Genomic DNA, 18,613 nt, shown 5'->3' with positions numbered 1-18,613 from the left:
CAGGGGAGGGGCGCGCCGCTCAGCCCTTGGCCAGGTTGTAGAAGAGCGGCATGCCCTGCAGCATGCCGGTGAGATTCCGCCGATAGGCGGAGATCGCCTGCCACTGGCAGGTCGGGATGTAGGGCACGTCCTGCCAGGCCTGGAGCTGCATGCGCCGGCACACCGCCTGCCGCGCGGCGGCATCCGGCGCGGTGAACCACTCGGCGCGCAGCCTCTCCAGCGCCGGGCTGTCCGGCCAGCCGGGCCAGGCGGCGAGGCCATTGCCGCGCAGCGCCAGATGCGTCGCCGGGTCCCACAGCTCGAGCCCCGGCAGGTAGGTGTCCGTCACGTTCCAGCCGCCGCGCTCCGGCGGGTTGCGGTTGGCGCGGCGTTGCAGCCAGGTGCCGAAATCGACCGCGGCGATCTCGACGGTCATCCCCGCCCGCCGCATCTGGTCGGCCCCGACCAGATCCTGCTGCGACATGCCGTAATTGTCGCTGGCGGAGAGGTAGATGACCTTCTCCCCCCGGTAGCCGGCGGCCGCCAGGTCCCGCTTCACCCTGGCGTAGTCGCGCGGGCCGGTCAGCACCTCCATCCCGGCATCGGAGGCGTTGGGGGATTGCGGGCAGAACATGCCCACCTTGCCGTTCCACAGGCTGGGGTCGTTGCCCGCCACCGCCTGCGCCATCTCCGCCTGGTCGATGGCGCCCAGCAGGGCGCGGCGGATGGCGGGGTTGTCGAAGGGCGGATGCAGGTGATTGAACCGCATGATGCCCATATTCCCGGTGCGGTTCACCGCGGCGAGGGCGATCTGCGGCGCGCGGCGAAGCTGCGGCACATGGTCCAGCAGCACCTCCGCCTGCCAGTCGATCTCGCCATTCATCAGCGCGCCGATGCCGGTCTGCGCATCCGGGATGATGGTGAATTCGACGCGCTTCAGGCGGGGGATCTTGGGGCCGGAGGTGAATTCCGCCTCGCCTCCCGGCCGCGGCACGTAGCCCTCGAAGCGCTCCCAGGCGGAGCGGACGCCGCTCACCCGCTCCCCGGCGAGGTAGCGGTAGGGGCCGCTGCCCATCACCTCCGTCACCTGCTTCTCCGGCGCGGCGATCAGCCAGGCCGGCATGATGACGGGAACATAGCTGGTGCTCTTCGCCAGGGCGTTGGGCAGCAGCGGGAAGGGCTGGCGCAGCCGGAAGACGATCTCCCTGTCGGAAGGCGCGGTGAGCTCCGTCACGGCTTCCATCAGCACCTGACCGAAGGCGTCCCGGCTGCCCCAGCGCCGGATGCTCGCCACCGCATCCCGCGCCAGCACCGGTTCATTGTTGTGGAAGCGCAGCCCCTCGCGCAGCGTCAGCCGCCACCGCCTGCCGTCATCCTCCACCACATGGCCATCGACCATCTGCGGCTGCGGGTTCAGCGCATTGTCCACGCCGTAGAGCGTGTCGTAGCTCAGCATCGCCAGGTAGCGGGCGCCGAAGGCGGTGGTCCAGACCGGGTCGAGGATCGTCACATCGGAGCCCGGGTTGAAGATCAGCGTCTCCTGCGCCTGGGACCGGCCGGTGCGCGGCGCGGCGAGGCCGGCGAGGCCAGCGGCGGAGGCGGTGAGCAGGGTGCGGCGATGCATGGGCGCGGATCGTCCCTCGGCTGCGAACCGCCATGCGTCCCCGCGTCTCCCGCGGCGAGTGTAGGGGGCGGCAAAGGCCGTGCGCCAGGGCTTCAGGCTCGGCCGGCGCAGATTTCTGCTACGCATGTTTCTCGAAATTCGATAACGTCCGCGGCCGCCTGGCCGGGCGGGGTGACGGGCAGGTCCCGTTCCAGTCGGGCGGCGCCTGCTCTACTCTCGGCGGGCCGAGCCCGCTTCGGCCTTCGCACCCCTCGCACGCCTTGCCGCCTGGCACCCCGCCCGCCCGCCGCCCGCGCCGCTCCGGCCCGGCGGCCGGCCGGCAGGGCCCCGGGTCCCGGCCGGAGACGACTGAATGGACAAGGATTTCCGCCGCGCCGCGCTCGACTATCATCGCTTCCCGCGGCCGGGAAAGCTCGCCATCGAGCCGACCAAGCGCATGGCCACCCAGCGCGACCTGGCGCTGGCCTATTCCCCCGGCGTGGCCGCCGCCTGCCAGGAGATCGCCGCCAACCCGGATGCCGCCTGGGACTACACCACCCGCGGCAATGTCGTCGCCGTCATCTCCAACGGCACCGCCGTCCTCGGCCTCGGCGCCATCGGCGCGCTGGCCGGCAAGCCGGTGATGGAGGGCAAGGCCGTCCTCTTCAAGAAATTCGCCGGCATCGATTCCATCGACATCGAGGTGGAGGAGCGCGACCCCCAGAAGCTCATCGAGGTCATCGCCGCCCTCGAACCCTCCTTTGGCGCCATCAACCTCGAGGACATCAAGGCCCCCGAATGCTTCGAGGTGGAGCGGGTGCTGCGGGAGCGGATGCGGATCCCGGTCTTCCATGACGACCAGCACGGCACCGCCATCATCGTCGCCGCCGCCGTCCGCAACGGCCTCGTCCTCCAGGGCAAGCGGATCGAGGAGGTGAAGCTGGTGAACACCGGCGGCGGCGCCGCGGCGCTCGCCTGCCTCGACCTGCTCTGCGAGATGGGGCTGCGGCGGGAGAACGTCACGGTCTGCGACATCGGCGGCGTCGTCCATACCGGACGCAACGATCTCGATCCCTACAAGGCGAAATACGCCAGGGAAACGGCGGCGCGGACGCTGGAGGAGGTGCTGGATGGCGCCGATGTCTTCCTCGGCCTCTCCGCCCCACGCGTGCTGAAGGCCGAATGGCTGGGCAAGCTGGCGCCGAAGCCGCTGGTGCTGGCGCTGGCGAACCCGGAGCCGGAGATCCTGCCGGAAGCGGTGCGCGCGGCGCGGCCGGATGCGATCGTCGCCACCGGCCGCAGCGACTACCCGAACCAGGTCAACAACGTCCTCTGCTTCCCCTTCATCTTCCGCGGCGCCCTGGATGTGGGCGCGACGGCGATCAACGAGGCGATGAAGGTGGCGGCCGCCGACGCCATCGCGGCGCTGGCCCGCGTCGAGGCCAGCGAGGTGGTAGCCGCTGCCTATGGCGGCCATGCCCCGGTCTTCGGCCCGGACTACATCATCCCGCGCGCCTTCGACCCGCGGCTGATCCTGGAAATCGCGCCCGCCGTTGCCCGCGCCGCCATGGAAACCGGCGTGGCCCGCCGCCCCATTGCCGATTTCCCCGCCTACCGGCGGGAGCTGGAGCGCTTCGTCTTCCGCTCCGGCTACCTGATGCGGCCGATGTTCGAGGCCGGGCGCCAGCAGCCCCGCCGCGTCGCCTATGCCGAGGGCGAGGATGAGCGGACGCTGCGCGCGGTGCAGACCGTGCTGGATGAGGGGATCGCCGAGCCGGTGCTGATCGGCCGGCGGGAGGTGATCGAATCCCGCGCCCGCGCCATGGGGCTGCGGATGGATTTCTCCCAGTCGGTCGAGATCCTCGACCCCAATCTCGATCGCGCGGTGTTCGAGCCGCTGGTTGCCCTGTACCAGCGGAAGGTCGCCCGCCGCGGCGTGCCGCCGGAAGCCGCGGCGCGGCGCATCGGCACCCGCGCGGCCGTCACCGCCGCCATCCTGCTGGAGGCCGGGCTGGTCGATGCCGCGCTGGTCGGTGGCAGCGGCAATTGGATGCGGCAGTGGCACTACGCCTTCGACGTCATCGGCAAGCGCGAGGATGCCGGCCGGGTCTATGCCATGTCGGCCGTCATCATCCCCACCGGGACGCTGTTCTTCGTGGACACCCATCTGCTGGTGGAGCCGAATGCGGCGCAGATTGCCGAGATGACGCTGCTGGCGGCCGAGCAGGTGCATGCCTTCGGCATCACGCCCAAGGTGGCGCTGCTCAGCCATTCCTCCTTTGGCGCCTCCCATGCGCCGACGGCGCGCACCATGCGGGCGGCGCTGGGGCTGATCCGCGAGCGGGCGCCGGGGCTGGAGGTGGATGGCGAAATGCATGCGGATGCCGCGCTGGTGCCGGCGATCCGGGCCCGGGCGGTGCCGGAAAGCATGCTGAACGACACCGCCAACCTGCTGGTCTTCCCCAACCTGGACAGCGCCAATATCAGCTTCAACCTGCTGAAGGCGGCGGCGGACGGGTTGCAGGTGGGGCCGATCCTGCTCGGGATGCGCAAGCCGATCCATGTGCTGGTGCCGAGCGTGACGGCGCGCGGCATCGTCAACCTGACCGCGGTGGCGGTGCACCAGGCGAATGCGCTGCGGGAGGAAGGGGCGGGCTGACCGCCCTCTCGGTCCGGGCGATGATGCGGGGACAAGGGGGAGCCGTGCCATGACCTTCAGCATCGCCGCACATTGCCCGGAGACCGGCGCGGTCGGCGTCGCCGTGGCCACCTATTCCCTGGCCTGCGGCGCCCGGGCCCGGGCCGCCACCGGGCGGGGCGCCATCATGAGCCAGGGCTTCGCCAGCCCGCCGCTGAGCCTGCTGGGCATCCGGCTGCTGGAGGAAGGCTTGCCGGCGCCGGAGGTGATGGCGCGGCTCGCCGCCAGCGACCCGGACTTCGCCTGGCGGCAGATCAGCCTGGTGGATGGGAAGGGCCGCGCCATGGGGCATACCGGCCCGCATTGCCGCGGCTGGGCCGGCCAGGCGGAGGGGCCGGGCTGCGTCGCCTGCGGCAATGTCCTGGCCGGGGAGAGGGTGGTGCAGGCCATGGTTGCCGGCTTCCTGGCGGCCGCCGGGCAGCCCCTGGCGGAGCGGCTGCTGCGCGCCCTGGAAGGCGCGCGCGGTGCCGGCGGCCAGCAGGGGGCGGAGGGGCCGCTGCCGGAGCGCTCTGCTGCGGTGAAGGTCCACCAGGCAGAGGCGCATCCGCTGGTCGATCTGCGCGTCGATCTCTCCGCTGATGCCATCACCGATCTCCGCCGCCTCTGGGCGGAATGGCAGCGCATGGCGCCCTATTACGAGCAGCGCTGGCGTCACCCTGCGGCGACGCCGGCGCAGGATGCCTGGATGCGGGCACAGGCCAGGGGCGGGTAGGGCACTCCCCGACCGGGCGACCTTGCTTGGCGGGCCGGGCAATGCGGCGCGGCAAAGCGCTGAAACGGTCGGCGCCGGCACGGCCGGCGCAAAGCCGCTCCAGAGGGGAGAGGCGGGCCTGATCCTCAGCGCGTGGCGATAGCGGTGGCGGCGCCGGCCATGGCGGCGGCGCTGCCGCGCTTCACCAGCCGCACGGCGCGGGGCGAGGTGAAGAAGCGCCGCGTGCGCGAGGCGGCCAGAGCGTAGCCGGCAAATACCGCCAGGACGGTGGCGGCGATCACCAGGGCCAGTTCCAGCGCGCTCAGCAGCGTCAGCCCTGCCATGTCCACCACGGAAGGCAGCAGCGCCAGGAAGAACACCACCGCCTTGGGATTGCCGAGATTGATCGACAGCCCCGTCAGGAACAGCCGCGCCGCGCCATCCGGCGGCGCCTCCCCTGCCATCGGCTGTGCGGCGGAGCGCCAGAGCTTCCAGGCGAGATACAGCAGATAGGCCGCGCCGGCATAGCGCACCGCCTGGAACAGCGGCGCGAAGCTGGCGGCCAGCGCCGCCAGCCCCGCCGCCGCCACCGCGAACCACAGCAGCGAGCCGGTCGCGCAGCCGGCGATGAAGGCGGGTGCGCCGCCCAGGCCGCGGGCCAGCACCCGCGCTACCAGCGCCGTCACCGCCGGCCCGGGCAGGATCACCACCGCCAGATAGGCGGCGGCGAAGAGAAGGAGGCTTGCAGCATCCATCGTTTTTTCCTCGGCTTGCCGGCCGCAGCGCCAGGGTTCAGCGATAGCTCCCGGCATCGGTCACATAGCCCTGCGCCAGGTCATGGGCGAGCGCCGCCGGATCCCGCTCGGCCGGCGTGCCATGGCCGCCACCGCCCGGGGTGCGCAGCGTGACCGTATCGCCCTTCGCCAGTACATATTGCCGCTTCGGGTCGGTGCGCTCGCCATTGATCAGCAGCTCGCCCGGCGCGCCGGGCTTGCCGCCCTCGATGCCGAAGGCGGGGAAGATGGTGCGCTCGGCGAGGAAGGAGACGGCGATCGGCGTCTCGCTCAGGCTCTCCACATGGATCTCCTGCCCCAGCCCGCCGCGATGCCGCCCCGGCCCGCCACTGTCCGGCCGCAGCTTCTTGTGGTGGAAGCGCAGCGGCGCGATGTGCTCGCTGATCTCGATGCTGGTCGAGGAGATGTTGGAGGGCCAGGAGAGCGTCGTCACCCCATCCCCGCGCACATTCCCGCCCATGCCGCCATTGAAGAAGAACATGTTGGCGAAGGGCCTGCCGTCGCGCAGGCCGGACTGGTTCATGCCCCACATCGGGGAGCCGCAGGCGGCCATCACCCGCTCCGGCACCACCTGGCCGAGGCAGCCGAAGACCAGCATCGGCAGGTAGTGCCCGATGAGCATGCGGGACCCGCCCGAGGCCGGGAAGACCGGGTTGACGATGCTGCCCGCCGGCGCGGCGACGCGGATCGGCCGCCAGGCGCCTTCATTGTTCGGCAGGGTGGGGTTGGTGCAGACCTTCACCCCATACATGCACATGGCGTAGGTGTAGCAATAGGCGCAGTTGATGGCGCGATCCACCTGCGCGTCGGTGCCGGCGAAATCCATGCTGATGGTATCGCCGGCGATGGTCAGCGCCATGCGGATGGTCACCGGCTTGTCCAGCAGCCCATCCGTCTGGAGGGCGCTGTGATAGGTGCCGTCGGGCAAAGCGCGGATCGCCTCGCGCATTGCCGCCTCGCAGCGGCCCTGGATCTCGGCGGCGAGGTCGGTGAGGTCGGGCAGGGCGTATTGCCGCATCAGCCCCAGCAGCCGGTCCTCCATCAGGTCCAGCGCCACCACCTGGGCCCAGAGATCGCCCATGGTCTGGTCGGGCGTGCGGACATTCTTCCGGATCATCGCCACCAGCGTCTCGTCCGTGGCGCCGCCGCGCATGAGCTTGAGGGGCGGGATCTGCAAGCCTTCCTCAAACACCTCGCGCGGTTCCGGGCTGCGGATCTTGCCGCCGATATCCGGCGCATGGGCGGTGGAGGCGCTGAACGCCACCAAGCGGCCGTCGAGGAAGATCGGCTTCGCCACGGTGATGTCCGGCAGATGGCCGGTGCCGAGCCAAAGGTCGTTGGTGATCAGCACATCGCCCGGCGAGAGCATCTCCGGCGGATACGCCTTCAGGAAGTGCTTCACCGTCTCCGGCAGGGTGCCGATGAAGCTCGGGATGCTCTCGGTCGCCTGCACCAGGGACTGGCCGGCGGCATCGGTGACGATGCAGGAGAAGTCATAGCTCTCCCGCACCAGGGTGGAGAAGCTGGTGCGCACCAGCGCCGCCGCCGCCTCATCCACCAGGGAGATCAGGCGGCGCCAGAGCAGCTCGAGTTCGACCGCGTCGAAGGTCCGGGGCATTACCGCTTCTCCTCTTGCGCTGACCCGCCACCCGCGGAGGGCGCGATCTCCGCCAGGATGGTGCCGTCCGCCAGCACCCGCGCGCGGGCGCCGGGGCCGATGATGAAGGTGCTTTCATCCTCCTCGAACACCGCCGGCCCCGCCACCTCCGTGCCGAGGGGCAGGGCGTAGCGATCATAGACCGCGGTCGGCAGCGTCCGGCCGGCATCCGGGAAGAAGACCGGGCGCTCGCCCTTCCGCGCCGCGCTGCCGGCGCGCTGCGGCAGGCGCAGCGTGCCGCCGGCGCCGGGCATGGGCGCGGTCAGCGACAGCCGCAGCGCCACGAATTGCGCCGCCGCGCCCGGCGGGGTGCGGGCGAAGAGCTGCCGGTAGGCCGCCTCGAAGGCGGCGCGCACCGGGGCTTCCGCCAGCGCCTCCGGCAGCGCCACGGTGATTTCGCTGCCCTGGCCGATATAGCGCATGTCGGCGAGGCGCCGCGCCACGCGCCCATCCTCGGCCGCGCCGGTCTCCTGCAGCACCGCCAGCGCCTCCGCCTCCAGCGCGGCGAAGATGCGCTCGGCCACGGCGTAATCGGCGCCCGCCAGCGGCGCGTTGAAGCTGGCCACGCGGTCCACCCGGGCCGGCGCCATCAGCATGCCGATGGTGCTGCCCGCGCCCGCCCCCGGCGGGCAGGCGATGCGGGAGACGCCGAGCTTCCGCGCCACATGCCAGGCATGCACCGGCGCCGCGCCGCCGGTCGCCAGCAGGGCGTATTCCGCCGGGATGCGGCCGCGTTCGGCGATGGCGACGCGCGCCGCGCCCGCCATGTTCTCGTTCACCACGTCATGCACGCCGAAGGCGGCCCGCTCGCCCGGCACGCCGAGCGCCCCGGCGAGCCGGCCCAGCGCCGCGTCGGCACCCGCCGCGTCGATCTTCATAGCGCCGCCGAGGAAGAATTCGGCGTTCAGATAGCCCAGCGAGAGATCGGCATCGGTCACCGTCGGCTCCACCCCGCCGCGGCCATAGCAGGCGGGGCCGGGCTGCGCTCCGCTGCTCTCCGGCCCCACCTGCAAGGTGCCGAGCCCGCTGCGCCGGGCGATGGAGCCGCCGCCGGCGCCGATCTCGATCAGCTCCACCGTGGCGATCTGGATGGGCAGGCCGGAGCCGCGCAGGAACCGCTTCTCCCGCGCCGCCTCGAAGCCCCAGGCGACCAGCGGCTCGCCATCATCCACCAAAGCGAGCTTCGCCGTGGTGCCGCCCATGTCGAAGGCCAGCACCCGGTCCAGCCCGGCATGCCGGCCGAACCAGGCGCCGGCCAGCGCGCCCGCCGCCGGCCCGCTTTCCAGCAGATGCACCGGGGCGCGCTTCGCCTCCTCCACATGCGTCAGCCCGCCATTGGAGAGCATGAGGAAGAGCCGCCCCGGAATGCCCGCGCCGCGCAGCGCCCCCTCCAGTCGCGCCAGATAGGTCTCCGCCAGCGGCCGGACATAGGCGTTCGCGACGGTGGTGCTGGCGCGCGGGTATTCCCGGATCTCCGGCGCGAAGTCGGAGGAGAGGGAGAGCGACAATCCCGGAAAGCGCCGCGCCACCGCCTCCGCCACCGCCCGCTCATGCGCCGGGTTGGCATAGGAGTGCAGGAAGACCACGGCGAGGCTCTCCACCCCCGCCGCCACCAGTGCCTCCACCTCGCGCAGCGCCCCGTCGAGGTCGAGCGGCCGCTCCACGCGGCCATCGGGCGCCAACCGCTCCACCGCCTCCCGCCGCCAGGGGCGGGGGACCAGGGGCTTCGGCATCTCGATGAACAGGTCGTAGAGCTCGTATTTCCGCTCCCGCCCGATCTCCAGCGTGTCGCGGAAGCCGGCGGTGGTCAGCAGCCCGGTCTTCGCCCCCCTCCGCTCGATCAGCGCATTGGTGAAGAGCGTCGTCGCATGCACCACCCGGCCGATCTCGCCGGGCGCGATGCCGGCCTTCTCCAGCACACGGCGCGTACCGTCCATGGCGCCGCGGGCCGGGTCGTCCGGCGTGGTGCTTTCCTTCCAGATCACCGCGCTGCCGTCGCGCGGGTCCAGCACCACCAGGTCGGTGAAGGTGCCCCCGATATCGATGCCGAGGGAGTAGGGCGCTGCCATCATGGGTCCTTCGTTGGAGCAGATTGCCGGAGGGCGGAATCGCCCGGAGGCGTGACTCTGCTCTTCAATCAGCAAGCCAGGGCGGTTTCACGCGGCGCAGTCGGCGTGACGCCGCCTTAGTCGGCGCGGATGTTGCCGGCTTTTGCCACCTGCGCCCAGCGGTCGCGGTCGCGGCGGATGCGGGCGGCGAAGGCGGGGCCGGCCTCGCCCAGGGCGGAGAGGCCGCGGGAGGCCAGCACCGGCGTGGTGACAGGGTCAGCCAGGGCCGCGAGGAACAGGCCGGCGAGCTCCGCCTGCTGCGCCTCCGGAAGGCCCGCAGGCCCGACCAGGCCGAGCCAATTGCCCATGGCGAGGGAGGGATAGTCCGCGGTCAGCAGCGGCAAGTCGGGGAACATGGCGATCGGCGCGTCGGCCGCCAGCGCCAGGGCGCGGACCTGCCCGCCGCGCACCATCTCCGCCACCTCCGCGATATTGGCGAAGAACAGGTCGATGCGTCCGGCGGCGAGGTCCAGCAGCGCCAGCGTCCCGCCGCGATAGGCGACATGGGTCAGCTTGAGGTCGGCCGCTGCGGCGAACCCCTCCGCCCCCAACTGGTTGGTGCTGCCATTGCCGGTGGAGCCATAGGTCAGCGCCCCCGCCGGCCGCGCCTTGGCATGGGCCACCAGCTCCGCGACGCTGCGGAAGGGCGCATCCGGCCGCACCACCAGTGCCATGGGGGTGGTGGCCAGCGCCGCGATCGGCGCCAGCTCGCGGTCCAGGTCCAGCGGGATCTGGCTGCCCGGCACCACCGGCGCAACGGCGAGCTGACCCATGATGCCGATGCCGAGGGTCGTGCCGTCCGGCGCGCTGCGCGCCACCGCCTGCAAGGCGATGAAGCCGAGCGCGCCGGAGCGGATTTCGACGACGATGTTGGGGCCGCCGCGGCGCTGGATGGCCTCGCCGGCGATCCGGGCCACCTGGTCGGCGGTGCCGCCCGGGGCGAAGCCGACCAGGATGCGGATGGGCGGCCGTGGCTGGGCGAGGGCAGGGGCAGCCAGCAGGGACGGCAAGGCAAGCAGAAGGCGACGGCGCATGACGCCTCATCGGGCTGCGGGCGGCCCGTTCCTCGCGGGACGCGCCCTTCATGGGTCGGTGCTGGCGGGGGCATCCTCGACCAGGTGGGGGGCGGGGTCCATCCCGGATCGGGGGCGCTGCCCCCGAACCCCCGGCAGGGGCGCTGCCCCTGCACCCCGCCGGGGAGGATACTCCTCCCCGGACCCCGGTCCGAGTTTGCTGGTTCAACCTGCCGACTCACACCGGGGTCCGGGGACCGGTCCGGTCCCCGGCGGGGGTGCAGGGGGCAGAGCCCCCTGCCGAAGGCGGCTCCACCCCGGCTTGACGCCCGGCGCAGGCCCACCGGACACTCGCGGCAACCAGGCCAACAGGGAACGTCCAGCCCATGCCTCTCGTGCTGCGCCTTGCGCTCGCCACGCTGCTCCTCGCCACCCCCGCCGCGGCGCAGGACCGCACCATCCGCCTGATCAGCGGCTATGCCGCCGGCGGCGCCTCGGACCTCGTCGCCCGCCTCGCCGCCGAGGCCGCCGGGCCGCTGCTGCAGGCGCGCATCGTGGTGGAGAACCGCACCGGCGCCAATGGCGTGGTCGGCGCGGCGGAGGCGGCGCGCAGCGCGCCGGACGGCAACACCGTCTTCCAATGCCCGATGAGCACCATGGGCATCGTGCCCTTCCTCATCGGCATCTCCCTGCCGCTGGACCCTGGCGAGGCGCTGGTGCCGCTCGGCACCCTCGCCCTTTCCTCCTACGGCTTCGCCGTGGCCGCCAACGGCCCCTATCGCAGCGTGGCGGAGGTGCTGGCGGCGGCGCGGAAGAAGCCCGGCCAGGTCACCTTCGGCAGCGCCGGCGTCGGCAGCGCGCAGCACCTCTCGGGCGAGCTGCTGCAGCAGAAGACCGGGCTGCAGATGACGCATGTGCCCTATCGCGGCGCGACGCCCGCCATCGTGGACATCCTCGCCGGGCGGACGGATTTCATGATCACCAACCTCGCCGACATGACGCGGCAGGTGCAGGACGGCGCGCTGCGGCTGCTGGCGATCGGCGATGACGGCGGCTCCACGCTGTTCCCCGATGTGCCGCCGCTGTCGCGCTTCGTCCCGGGCTTCGAGGTGACGGGCTGGTTCGGCATTTGCGGCCCGCGCGGCATGCCGCAGCCGGTGGTGGCGCAGTGGGAAGCGGCGCTGCGCCAGGCGATGCAGGGGGAGGCGCTGCGCAAGCGCCTGACGGAGAACGGGCTGACGCCCCGCTTCGAGGATGCCGCGGCGCTCGCCACGCGCATCGCCAATGACCGCCGCACCTGGCGCGGCGTGATCCAGACGGTCGGCGTGCGGGCGGAGTAGGGGGCGGGCCAAGGCGCTCCGCCCGGCGGCGTCGCTGCCGCTGGCCCTGTTCGGGCGAGGCGCGCTCCAGCCTGCGCTCGGCGCCGTCCAGCGCACCTCGGGCCACCGCCATGGTGCCGTTTGCGAGCCGAGGCTGCGCCGAAGGCGCATCGCGCGTCACGCCGAAGGCGTGCTGTCCGCCCGAAGCGCGGCGCCGGCCTTGCCTCGCAAGCGGCACCATGGCTCCCGCGAGGGGTCGCCTTCGGCGGTGTCCAAGGCGGCTGAAAGCGCCTTTGGCCGGCCGGCGCGGTCGACCCCTCCCCGCCACCCGGAACGAACACCGGCCGCCGCCCCGCGTTAGAGCGTGATCGGTTGAGGTCGAATCGACCGAAACCGTGAATCACGCGACCGAACAATGAGCTAGAGCGGGGCGGGTGAGCGCAGCTCAACCGATCCCGCTCTAGCCAGGCTCCGGCAGCAAGGCGAGGGTGCGATGGTGAAGCTCGGCTACAAGCTGATGGCGGAGGAGCACGGCCCCGCCGATCTGGTCCGCAACCTGCAGCGGGCGGAAGCGGCGGGCTTCGACCTCGCCGCCATTTCCGACCACTACTCGCCCTGGCTGGAGGAGCAGGGGCATTCCTCCTTCGCCTGGTCCGTGCTGGGGGCCATGGCCCAGGCGACGACGCGCATCGGGCTGATGACCGCCGTCACCTGCCCGCTCTTCCGCTACCACCCGGCGATCATCGCCCAGGCCGCCGCCACCGTGGCGCTGCTGAGCGGCGACCGCTTCACCCTCGGCCTCGGCGCCGGGGAGCGGCTGAACGAGCATGTCATCGGCACCGGCTGGCCGGGGGTGGTGGAACGGCATGCGCGGCTTTCCGAGGCGCTGGATATCCTTGGCGGGCTGCTCGGCGGCGGGATGACGCAGTATGAGGGCCGGTACTACCGGCTGGACCATGCGAAGCTCTATGACCGCCCGGCGCATCCGGTGCCGCTGGTGCTGGCCGCCGGCGGGCCGGAGGCGGCGCGGCTGGCGGCGAAGAAGAGCCACGGCATGATCGCCACCGAGCCGAAGAAGGAGCTGGTGGAGGCCTATCGCCAGGCCGGCGGCCGCGGCCCCTGCTATGCGGAGGTGGGGCTCTGCGTGGCGGAAAGCGAGGCGGCGGGGCAGGAGATGGCGCATCGCTATTTCCGCTGGTCGCTCTCCGGCTGGCCGGTGATGGCGGAGCTGCCGCATACCGGCAGCTTCGACGCCGCGAGCGAGCAGGTGACGCCGGAGATGGTCGGCAAGCAGGTGAGCTGCGGGCCGCGGGCGGAGGCGCATCTGCAGGCGATCCACCGCTATGTCGAGGCGGGCTTCGACCACATCATCCTGACGCAGATCGGGCCGGAGCAGGAGCGGTTCATCGCCCTTTTCGAGCGCGAGCTGGCGCCCGCGCTGCGGCGATGATTCTTTCCCCACAAAGCTGCTGCGCGGCTTCGTGGGGTCCCCGAAGGCTGCCCATATCCAGCGCCGCGCGCAGCCTGCCGCGGCGAGGCCGCGGCAGGGCAGCAGGCAGCGCCGTCGGCTCCAACGGGGCGGAACCCGCACCGGGGTCCGGGGCGGCTCCCGATCGAACCTAGAGCGTGATCGGTTGAGGTCGAATCGACCGAAACCGTGAATCACGCGACCGAACAATGAGCTAGAGCGGGGCGGGTGGGCGCAGCTCAGCCGATCCCGCTCTAAGGCCGCACCCCTCGCGCCCTTTGCCCTGGCTCCAGCACCCGCTGCGCCAGCGTGGCGAATTCGCACAGCAGCCGCCGCGTCTCCCTGGGATCGATGATCTCCTCCGCCCAGAACGCCTCCGCCGTCCGCAGCGGCGAGCGCAATTTCTGCAGGCGCGCCTCGATCTCCGCCAGCTTCGCCCCCTTGTCCTCCGCCGCGTCGATCTCCGCCCGGTAGGCCGCCTCGATCCCGCCTTCCAGCGGCAGGCTGCCCCAGCGGCCGGAGGGCCAAGCATAGCGTATGGTGTAGCGCCCCGCCGGCTGGTGGATCGCCCCCGCCACGCCGAAGGCGTTGCGCAGCACCACCGTGCACCAGGGCACGCTGCACTGGTTGATCGCCGCCATGGCCCGCACCCCCCAGCGGATGGTGGCCGCCTTCTCCGCCTCCAGCCCGATCATGAAGCCCGGGCAGTCCATCAGATGCACCACCGGCAGGTGGAAGGTATCCGCCAGATCCACGAAGCGGATCACCTTGGCGCAGGCATCCGCGGTCCAGGAGCCGGCATAGAACATCGGGTCGCCGGCGATCACCGCCACCGGCATGCCCCCCAGCCGGGCGAAGGCGGTGATGATGGAGCGCCCGAAATACCGCCCCATCTCGAAGACCGAGCCGCGATCCATCAGCCCTTCCAGGATCGTCCGCGCCCGGTAGGGCTTCCGGATGTCGCGCGGGATGACGCTCAGCCAGCTTTCCTCCCGCCGCGTCGCGTCGTCCTCGCAGGGCTCGCGCCGCGGCAGCTCGAAGACCGAGGCGGGGAGGTAGGAGAGGAAGCGCCGGGCCGCCGCGAAGGCCTCTTCCTCCGTGTCCACCGCATGGTCCACCGCGCCCGCCTTGCACTGGATCTCCCACCCCCCGAGTTCCGCCTTGGAGAGGTTGTGCCCCAGCGCATTCACCACCGGCGGCCCGGCGACGAACATCGCGCCGGTCTCCTTCGTCATCACCGAGAAATGCGAGGCCGCCAGCCGCGCCGCCCCCAGCCCCGCGACGGAGCCAAGCCCCAGCGCCACCACCGGCACGCGGGAGAGGTTGTCCCCCGTATGGTGGTACAGCCAGGTGCCGCCCACCCCGCCCGGCAGGTTGGCCCGCCCGGTGGTCTCGATGGTCTTCACCGAGCCGCCGCCGCCCGAACCCTCGATGATCCGGATGATGGGCAGGCGCAGCTCCGCCGCCATCCGTTCCGCCATGATCGGCTTGTCCCGGATGGTGGCGTCGGCGCTACCGCCGCGCACGGTGAAATCGTCGCCGACGATCACCACCGGCCGCCCCGCCACGCTCCCGCGCCCCATGACGCAATTCGACGGGGTGAATTCCTTCAGCTCCCCGTCCGGCCCATAGCTGGCGCGGCCGGCGATGGCGCCGATCTCATGGAAGGAATGCGGGTCGAGCATGGCGTCGATCCGCTCCCGTACCGTCAGCCTGCCGCCCTGGTGCTGCCGCGCCACCTTGTCCGGCCCGCCCATGGCCTTCGCCATGGCCTCGCGCGCGCGCAATTCATCGAGTTCGGGCTGCCAGCTCATCCGTTTCCCTCCGGGCTTTGGGCCAGGGCAGCCTTAGCCTGGCTGGAACGGGCATCGTTCCAGCCAGGCTGAGATAAGCTGCTCCGGATCACCTTTCTCGGCCACCTTCCCGCTGACCGCTTCCGGCCGGCGCGAAGGTGGCCGAGGGAAGCACGATAGGCCGCAAGGGGGTAGCGGGGGTGGTAGCCGGGCAGGGGGGACGGGCCTATCCTGGCGCGTGATCGCCGCAGGGCGGAACGCCCGGAGGCGTGAATCGCGCGCTCGGGCAACAGGCCGGGGCATGGTCCGCGCGGCGAATTGCGCGGACCATGCCCCAGCCGCACGGAACACGGGAGAACGTCATGGATGCCTGCATTGTGGGCTGGGCCCATACCCCCTTCGGCAAGCTGGAGGAGCCGGACCTGGAATCCCTTCTCGCCCGGGTCGGCCGCGCCGCCATCGAGGATGCCGGCATCTCCCCGGCCGAGATCGATGCCGGCTTCCTCGGCGTCTTCGGCGAAGGCTTCACCAACCAGGGCTTTCCGAGCTCGCTGATCCTGCAATCCGTGCCGGAGCTGCGCTTCAAGCCCGTCACCCGCTACGAGAATGCCTGCGCCACCGGCAGCGCCGCCATCCTTGGCGCGCTGGACTTCCTGGCGGCGAAGCGCGGCCGCTTCGCCCTGGTGCTGGGGGCGGAGAAGATGACGGCGACGCCGGGCGCCCAGGTCGGCGAGATCCTGCTGAACGCCAGCTACCGCAAGACCGAGCAGGATATCCGCGGCGGCTTCGCCGGCGTCTTCGCCCGCATCGCCGAGGCCTATTTCCAGCGCCATGGCGACCAGTCCGACGCGCTGGCGGCCATCGCCGCCAAGAACCACAAGAACGGCGTGGACAATCCCTGGGCGCAGATGCGGAAGGATCTCGGCTACGCCTTCTGCCGCGCCGAGAGCGAGAAGAACCCCTTCGTCGCCCCGCCGCTGAAGCGCACCGATTGCTCGCTCGTCTCCGATGGCGCCGCGGCGCTGGTCATCACCGATGCGGAGACGGCGAAATCCCTCGGCAAGGCCGTGCGCTTCCGCGCCGCGGTGCAGGTGAACGACCTGCTGCCCATCGCGGCGCGGGACATCACCCGCTTCGAAGGGCCGCGCGAGGCCTGGTCCCGGGCGCTCGACCAGGCGGGGCTCGGCGCCGTCACCGACCTCTCCTTCGTCGAGACGCATGACTGCTTCACCATCGCCGAACTCATCGAATACGAGGCGATGGGGCTGGTGCCGGAAGGGCAGGGGGCCAAGGCCGTGCTGGAAGGCTGGACGGCGCCGGATGGGAAGCTGCCGGTGAACCGCTCCGGCGGGCTGAAGGCCAAGGGCCACCCGATCGGGGCCACCGGCGTCTCGATGCATGTGCTGACGGCGATGCAACTCACCGGCACCGCCGGCGCCATGCAACTGCCGAAAGCCGAGATCGGGGGGATCTTCAACATGGGTGGCGCGGCGGTCGCGAATTACGTGTCCATCCTCGAACGCGCGTAACCAGGGAGGGCTCTGCCCTCCCTGGACCCTCCCGCCAAAGGCCGAAAGGCCTTTGGAAACCAGGAGTCTGCCAATGGCAACGGACGTCGTCCTGGTCTACGTGACCGCCGCCAACCAGGACGAAGCCAAGCGGATCGGCCGCGTCCTCGTGGAGGAGCGGCTCGCGGCCTGCGTGAACATCCTGCCGGGGCACATGGCCATCTACCGCTGGGACGGCGAAATCGAGGAAAGCCCGGAAGCCGCCTTCCTCGCTAAGACCACCCGCGCGCGCTTCGAGGCGCTGCGCGCCCGCATCCGCGACCTGCACAGCTACAACCTGCCCGCCATCCTGGCGCTGCCGGCCGCCATGGGCGATGCCGAATTCCTGGATTGGGTCGCCGCGCAGACCGGCTGAGGCATCCTGCCCCCTGGGGGGCTGCCCTGGCCGTGCCGCTTGTTGCCGCCGGGCCGGGGCGATAGCCTGCCGCCGGATCGAGGGGAGAGATCGCCGGCATGGAGGATCCCTATGCCGTCCTCGGCGTGCCGAAAACCGCCACCGCGGCGGAGATCCGCAAGGCCTATCGCCGCCTGGCCAAGCAATGGCACCCGGACGCCAACCCGGACAAGCCGGAGGCGGAAGCCCGCTTCAAATCCGTCAGCGCCGCCTATGCCCTGCTCTCCGACGAGGAGCAGCGCGCCCGCTACGATCGCGGCGAGATCGACGCCTCCGGCGCCGAGCACGCCCCGCCCGGCGGCGCGGGCGCCGGCGGCTGGCGGGATTGGGCGGAGCGGCCGCAGGGCGCCCGCTACCGCTCCCGCGGCTTCGGCATGGAGGATGCGGATCCCGCCGAGCTGGACCCGGAGGATTTTGAGGAGCTGCTGGCCCGCGCCTTCGGCGGTGCCGCCCGCCGCGGCGGCCCGCGGCGCGGCGCCGATCTGCAGCTTTCCCTCCGCGTGTCCTTCCTGGATGCGGTGCGCGGCGCGGTGCGCCAGGTGACCCTGCCGGATGGCCGGCGGCTTTCCGTCACCATCCCGAAGGGGGCGGAGGAGGGCACGGTGCTGCGCCTGCCCGGCCAGGGCATGCCCGGCCGCGGCGAGGGCGCACCCCCGGGCGACGCCCTGGCCATCCTCGAAATCGAGCCGCACCCCTTCTTCCGCCGCGAGGGCCAGGACATCCTGCTCGACCTGCCGGTGACGCTGAAGGAGGCGGTGCTGGGCGCCCGGGTGGAGGTGCCGACGATCGAGGGGCCGGTGACCATGACCATCCCGCCGCATTCCGGCGAGGGCACCCGCCTTCGCCTGCGCGGCCGCGGCATCGGCGGCGGCCACCAGATCGCGGTGCTGCACGTCGTGCTGCCGGCCGGGCCGGAGCCGGCGCTGGAGGAATTCCTCCGCAACTGGACGCCGGAAGACCGGGGCGACCCCCGGGCCGGGATGCGCGCGCCATGATCACGCTGGACGACCTGCTCCGCCAGGTGCCGGGGGTGCCGCCGGCCGAGGTCACGCTGTGGGTCGAGCGGCGCTGGCTGCTGGCGGAGGCGGCGCCCGGCGGCGGCTGGGCCTTCACCGAGATGGATGTCGCCCGCTGCCGCCTGCTGGCCGAGCTGCGCATCACCCTGGAGCTGGAGGAGGAGGTGATGCCGCTGGTCCTCTCCCTGCTCGACCAGCTTTACGACGCCCGCCGCACGGTGAAGGCGCTGCTCGCCGCCCTGGACCGGCAGCCGGAGGCGGTGCGCCAGGCGGTGCTGGCGGCGGCGCGGGGCGGGGGCGGCTGAACCGCCAAGTCCAAGCCCCGGACCGGGGGCCGGGGAACGGGCCCCGGCGGGAGTTTTGCCCCCGTGGGTTCAACCGGCAAACTTATGGCGGGGTCCGGGGGGAAGCTCTTCCCCCCGGCGGGAGTGCAGAGGGCGGCGCCCTCTGCCGGGGGCATGGGGGCGGAGCCCCCATTCCCACCTTCGCGCGTATCGGGCGGAGTCCCCGCT

General features: G+C 71.9%; 14 protein-coding genes. 8 read left to right on the top strand and 6 right to left on the bottom strand.

Going from position 1 to position 18,613, the window contains the following annotated elements:
- Positions 1-19 precede the first annotated feature (19 nt).
- Positions 20-1,603: an ABC transporter substrate-binding protein gene (locus E5N76_RS02100; RefSeq protein ID WP_149535641.1), complete on the bottom strand. Its 1,584-nt coding sequence runs from the start codon at positions 1,601-1,603 to the stop codon at positions 20-22.
- A gap of 352 nt (positions 1,604-1,955) precedes the next feature.
- On the opposite strand from E5N76_RS02100, the gene E5N76_RS02095 reads away from it, so the two are divergent.
- The gene (locus tag E5N76_RS02095; RefSeq protein WP_149535640.1) at positions 1,956-4,241 is read left to right on the top strand and encodes an NADP-dependent malic enzyme; all 2,286 of its coding nucleotides are present in this window, start codon (positions 1,956-1,958) and stop codon (positions 4,239-4,241) included.
- Positions 4,242-4,290: 49 nt separating this feature from the next.
- Positions 4,291-4,992 (top strand): DUF1028 domain-containing protein, encoded by a 702-nt coding sequence (locus E5N76_RS02090; RefSeq protein ID WP_187829920.1) that lies wholly within the window; start codon positions 4,291-4,293, stop codon positions 4,990-4,992.
- 125 nt (positions 4,993-5,117) lie between these two features.
- Here the strand turns inward: E5N76_RS02090 and E5N76_RS02085 are convergent, their stop codons facing one another.
- From E5N76_RS02085 to E5N76_RS02070, 4 genes are all read right to left on the bottom strand, one after another.
- The gene (locus tag E5N76_RS02085; RefSeq protein ID WP_149535638.1) at positions 5,118-5,726 is read right to left on the bottom strand and encodes a LysE family translocator; all 609 of its coding nucleotides are present in this window, start codon (positions 5,724-5,726) and stop codon (positions 5,118-5,120) included.
- A 37-nt stretch (positions 5,727-5,763) separates the two neighbouring features.
- Positions 5,764-7,383 carry a hydantoinase B/oxoprolinase family protein gene (locus E5N76_RS02080; RefSeq protein WP_149535637.1) on the bottom strand — a complete coding sequence of 540 codons (1,620 nt, stop codon included), beginning with the start codon at positions 7,381-7,383 and terminating at the stop codon, positions 5,764-5,766.
- Positions 7,383-9,491, bottom strand: a complete 2,109-nt coding sequence (locus E5N76_RS02075; protein WP_149535636.1) for a hydantoinase/oxoprolinase family protein — start codon at positions 9,489-9,491, stop codon at positions 7,383-7,385. Before E5N76_RS02075 ends, E5N76_RS02080 begins: the two co-directional genes overlap by 1 nt.
- Positions 9,492-9,607: 116 nt before the next feature.
- Positions 9,608-10,564, bottom strand: coding sequence for a Bug family tripartite tricarboxylate transporter substrate binding protein (locus E5N76_RS02070; RefSeq protein WP_149535635.1), 957 nt, complete (start codon positions 10,562-10,564; stop codon positions 9,608-9,610).
- Between the two features lie 365 nt (positions 10,565-10,929).
- On the opposite strand from E5N76_RS02070, the gene E5N76_RS02065 reads away from it, so the two are divergent.
- Positions 10,930-11,883, top strand: a complete 954-nt coding sequence (locus E5N76_RS02065) for a Bug family tripartite tricarboxylate transporter substrate binding protein (protein ID WP_149535634.1) — start codon at positions 10,930-10,932, stop codon at positions 11,881-11,883.
- A gap of 472 nt (positions 11,884-12,355) precedes the next feature.
- A complete protein-coding gene (locus E5N76_RS02060) occupies positions 12,356-13,312 on the top strand; it encodes a TIGR03557 family F420-dependent LLM class oxidoreductase (RefSeq protein WP_149535633.1) in 957 nt (318 codons plus the stop codon).
- A 272-nt stretch (positions 13,313-13,584) separates the two neighbouring features.
- On the opposite strand, the gene E5N76_RS02055 is transcribed toward E5N76_RS02060, so the two are convergent.
- On the bottom strand, positions 13,585-15,144 hold the full coding sequence (locus E5N76_RS02055; RefSeq protein ID WP_149535632.1) for an acyl-CoA carboxylase subunit beta: 1,560 nt from the start codon (positions 15,142-15,144) through the stop codon (positions 13,585-13,587).
- A gap of 341 nt (positions 15,145-15,485) precedes the next feature.
- Here E5N76_RS02055 and E5N76_RS02050 point away from each other — a divergent pair, with 341 nt between their 5' ends.
- The 4 genes from E5N76_RS02050 (at position 15,486) to E5N76_RS02035 (ending at position 18,406) form a co-directional block, all read left to right on the top strand.
- On the top strand, positions 15,486-16,652 hold the full coding sequence (locus E5N76_RS02050) for an acetyl-CoA acetyltransferase (RefSeq protein ID WP_149535631.1): 1,167 nt from the start codon (positions 15,486-15,488) through the stop codon (positions 16,650-16,652).
- Positions 16,653-16,725: 73 nt separating this feature from the next.
- Positions 16,726-17,046: a divalent-cation tolerance protein CutA gene (gene cutA, locus E5N76_RS02045; protein WP_149535630.1), complete on the top strand. Its 321-nt coding sequence runs from the start codon at positions 16,726-16,728 to the stop codon at positions 17,044-17,046.
- A gap of 98 nt (positions 17,047-17,144) precedes the next feature.
- Positions 17,145-18,080: a DnaJ C-terminal domain-containing protein gene (locus tag E5N76_RS02040; protein ID WP_149535629.1), complete on the top strand. Its 936-nt coding sequence runs from the start codon at positions 17,145-17,147 to the stop codon at positions 18,078-18,080.
- Positions 18,077-18,406: a hypothetical protein gene (locus E5N76_RS02035; protein WP_149535628.1), complete on the top strand. Its 330-nt coding sequence runs from the start codon at positions 18,077-18,079 to the stop codon at positions 18,404-18,406. The genes E5N76_RS02040 and E5N76_RS02035 overlap by 4 nt, the downstream gene beginning before the upstream one ends.
- The last annotated feature ends 207 nt before the right edge of the window (positions 18,407-18,613 follow it).

Origin of the sequence: Siccirubricoccus phaeus, assembly GCF_008360935.1 — a bacterium.
GTDB classification, from domain to species: domain Bacteria; phylum Pseudomonadota; class Alphaproteobacteria; order Acetobacterales; family Acetobacteraceae; genus Siccirubricoccus; species Siccirubricoccus phaeus.
Note: the sequence above shows the minus strand (reverse complement) of the source record. Positions and strands in the feature narration are given on the sequence as shown.

Bases quoted from the DNA above. Each gene is read 5' to 3' on its own strand.
- E5N76_RS02100 (WP_149535641.1), bottom strand. From the start codon at position 1,603: ATGCATCGCCGCACCCTGCTCACCGCCTCCGCCGCTGGCCTCGCCGGC.
- E5N76_RS02095 (WP_149535640.1), top strand. From the start codon at position 1,956: ATGGACAAGGATTTCCGCCGCGCCGCGCTCGACTATCATCGCTTCCCG.
- E5N76_RS02090 (WP_187829920.1), top strand. From the start codon at position 4,291: ATGACCTTCAGCATCGCCGCACATTGCCCGGAGACCGGCGCGGTCGGC.
- E5N76_RS02085 (WP_149535638.1), bottom strand. From the start codon at position 5,726: ATGGATGCTGCAAGCCTCCTTCTCTTCGCCGCCGCCTATCTGGCGGTG.
- E5N76_RS02080 (WP_149535637.1), bottom strand. From the start codon at position 7,383: ATGCCCCGGACCTTCGACGCGGTCGAACTCGAGCTGCTCTGGCGCCGC.
- E5N76_RS02075 (WP_149535636.1), bottom strand. From the start codon at position 9,491: ATGGCAGCGCCCTACTCCCTCGGCATCGATATCGGGGGCACCTTCACC.
- E5N76_RS02070 (WP_149535635.1), bottom strand. From the start codon at position 10,564: ATGCGCCGTCGCCTTCTGCTTGCCTTGCCGTCCCTGCTGGCTGCCCCT.
- E5N76_RS02065 (WP_149535634.1), top strand. From the start codon at position 10,930: ATGCCTCTCGTGCTGCGCCTTGCGCTCGCCACGCTGCTCCTCGCCACC.
- E5N76_RS02060 (WP_149535633.1), top strand. From the start codon at position 12,356: ATGGTGAAGCTCGGCTACAAGCTGATGGCGGAGGAGCACGGCCCCGCC.
- E5N76_RS02055 (WP_149535632.1), bottom strand. From the start codon at position 15,144: ATGAGCTGGCAGCCCGAACTCGATGAATTGCGCGCGCGCGAGGCCATG.
- E5N76_RS02050 (WP_149535631.1), top strand. From the start codon at position 15,486: ATGGATGCCTGCATTGTGGGCTGGGCCCATACCCCCTTCGGCAAGCTG.
- cutA (WP_149535630.1), top strand. From the start codon at position 16,726: ATGGCAACGGACGTCGTCCTGGTCTACGTGACCGCCGCCAACCAGGAC.
- E5N76_RS02040 (WP_149535629.1), top strand. From the start codon at position 17,145: ATGGAGGATCCCTATGCCGTCCTCGGCGTGCCGAAAACCGCCACCGCG.
- E5N76_RS02035 (WP_149535628.1), top strand. From the start codon at position 18,077: ATGATCACGCTGGACGACCTGCTCCGCCAGGTGCCGGGGGTGCCGCCG.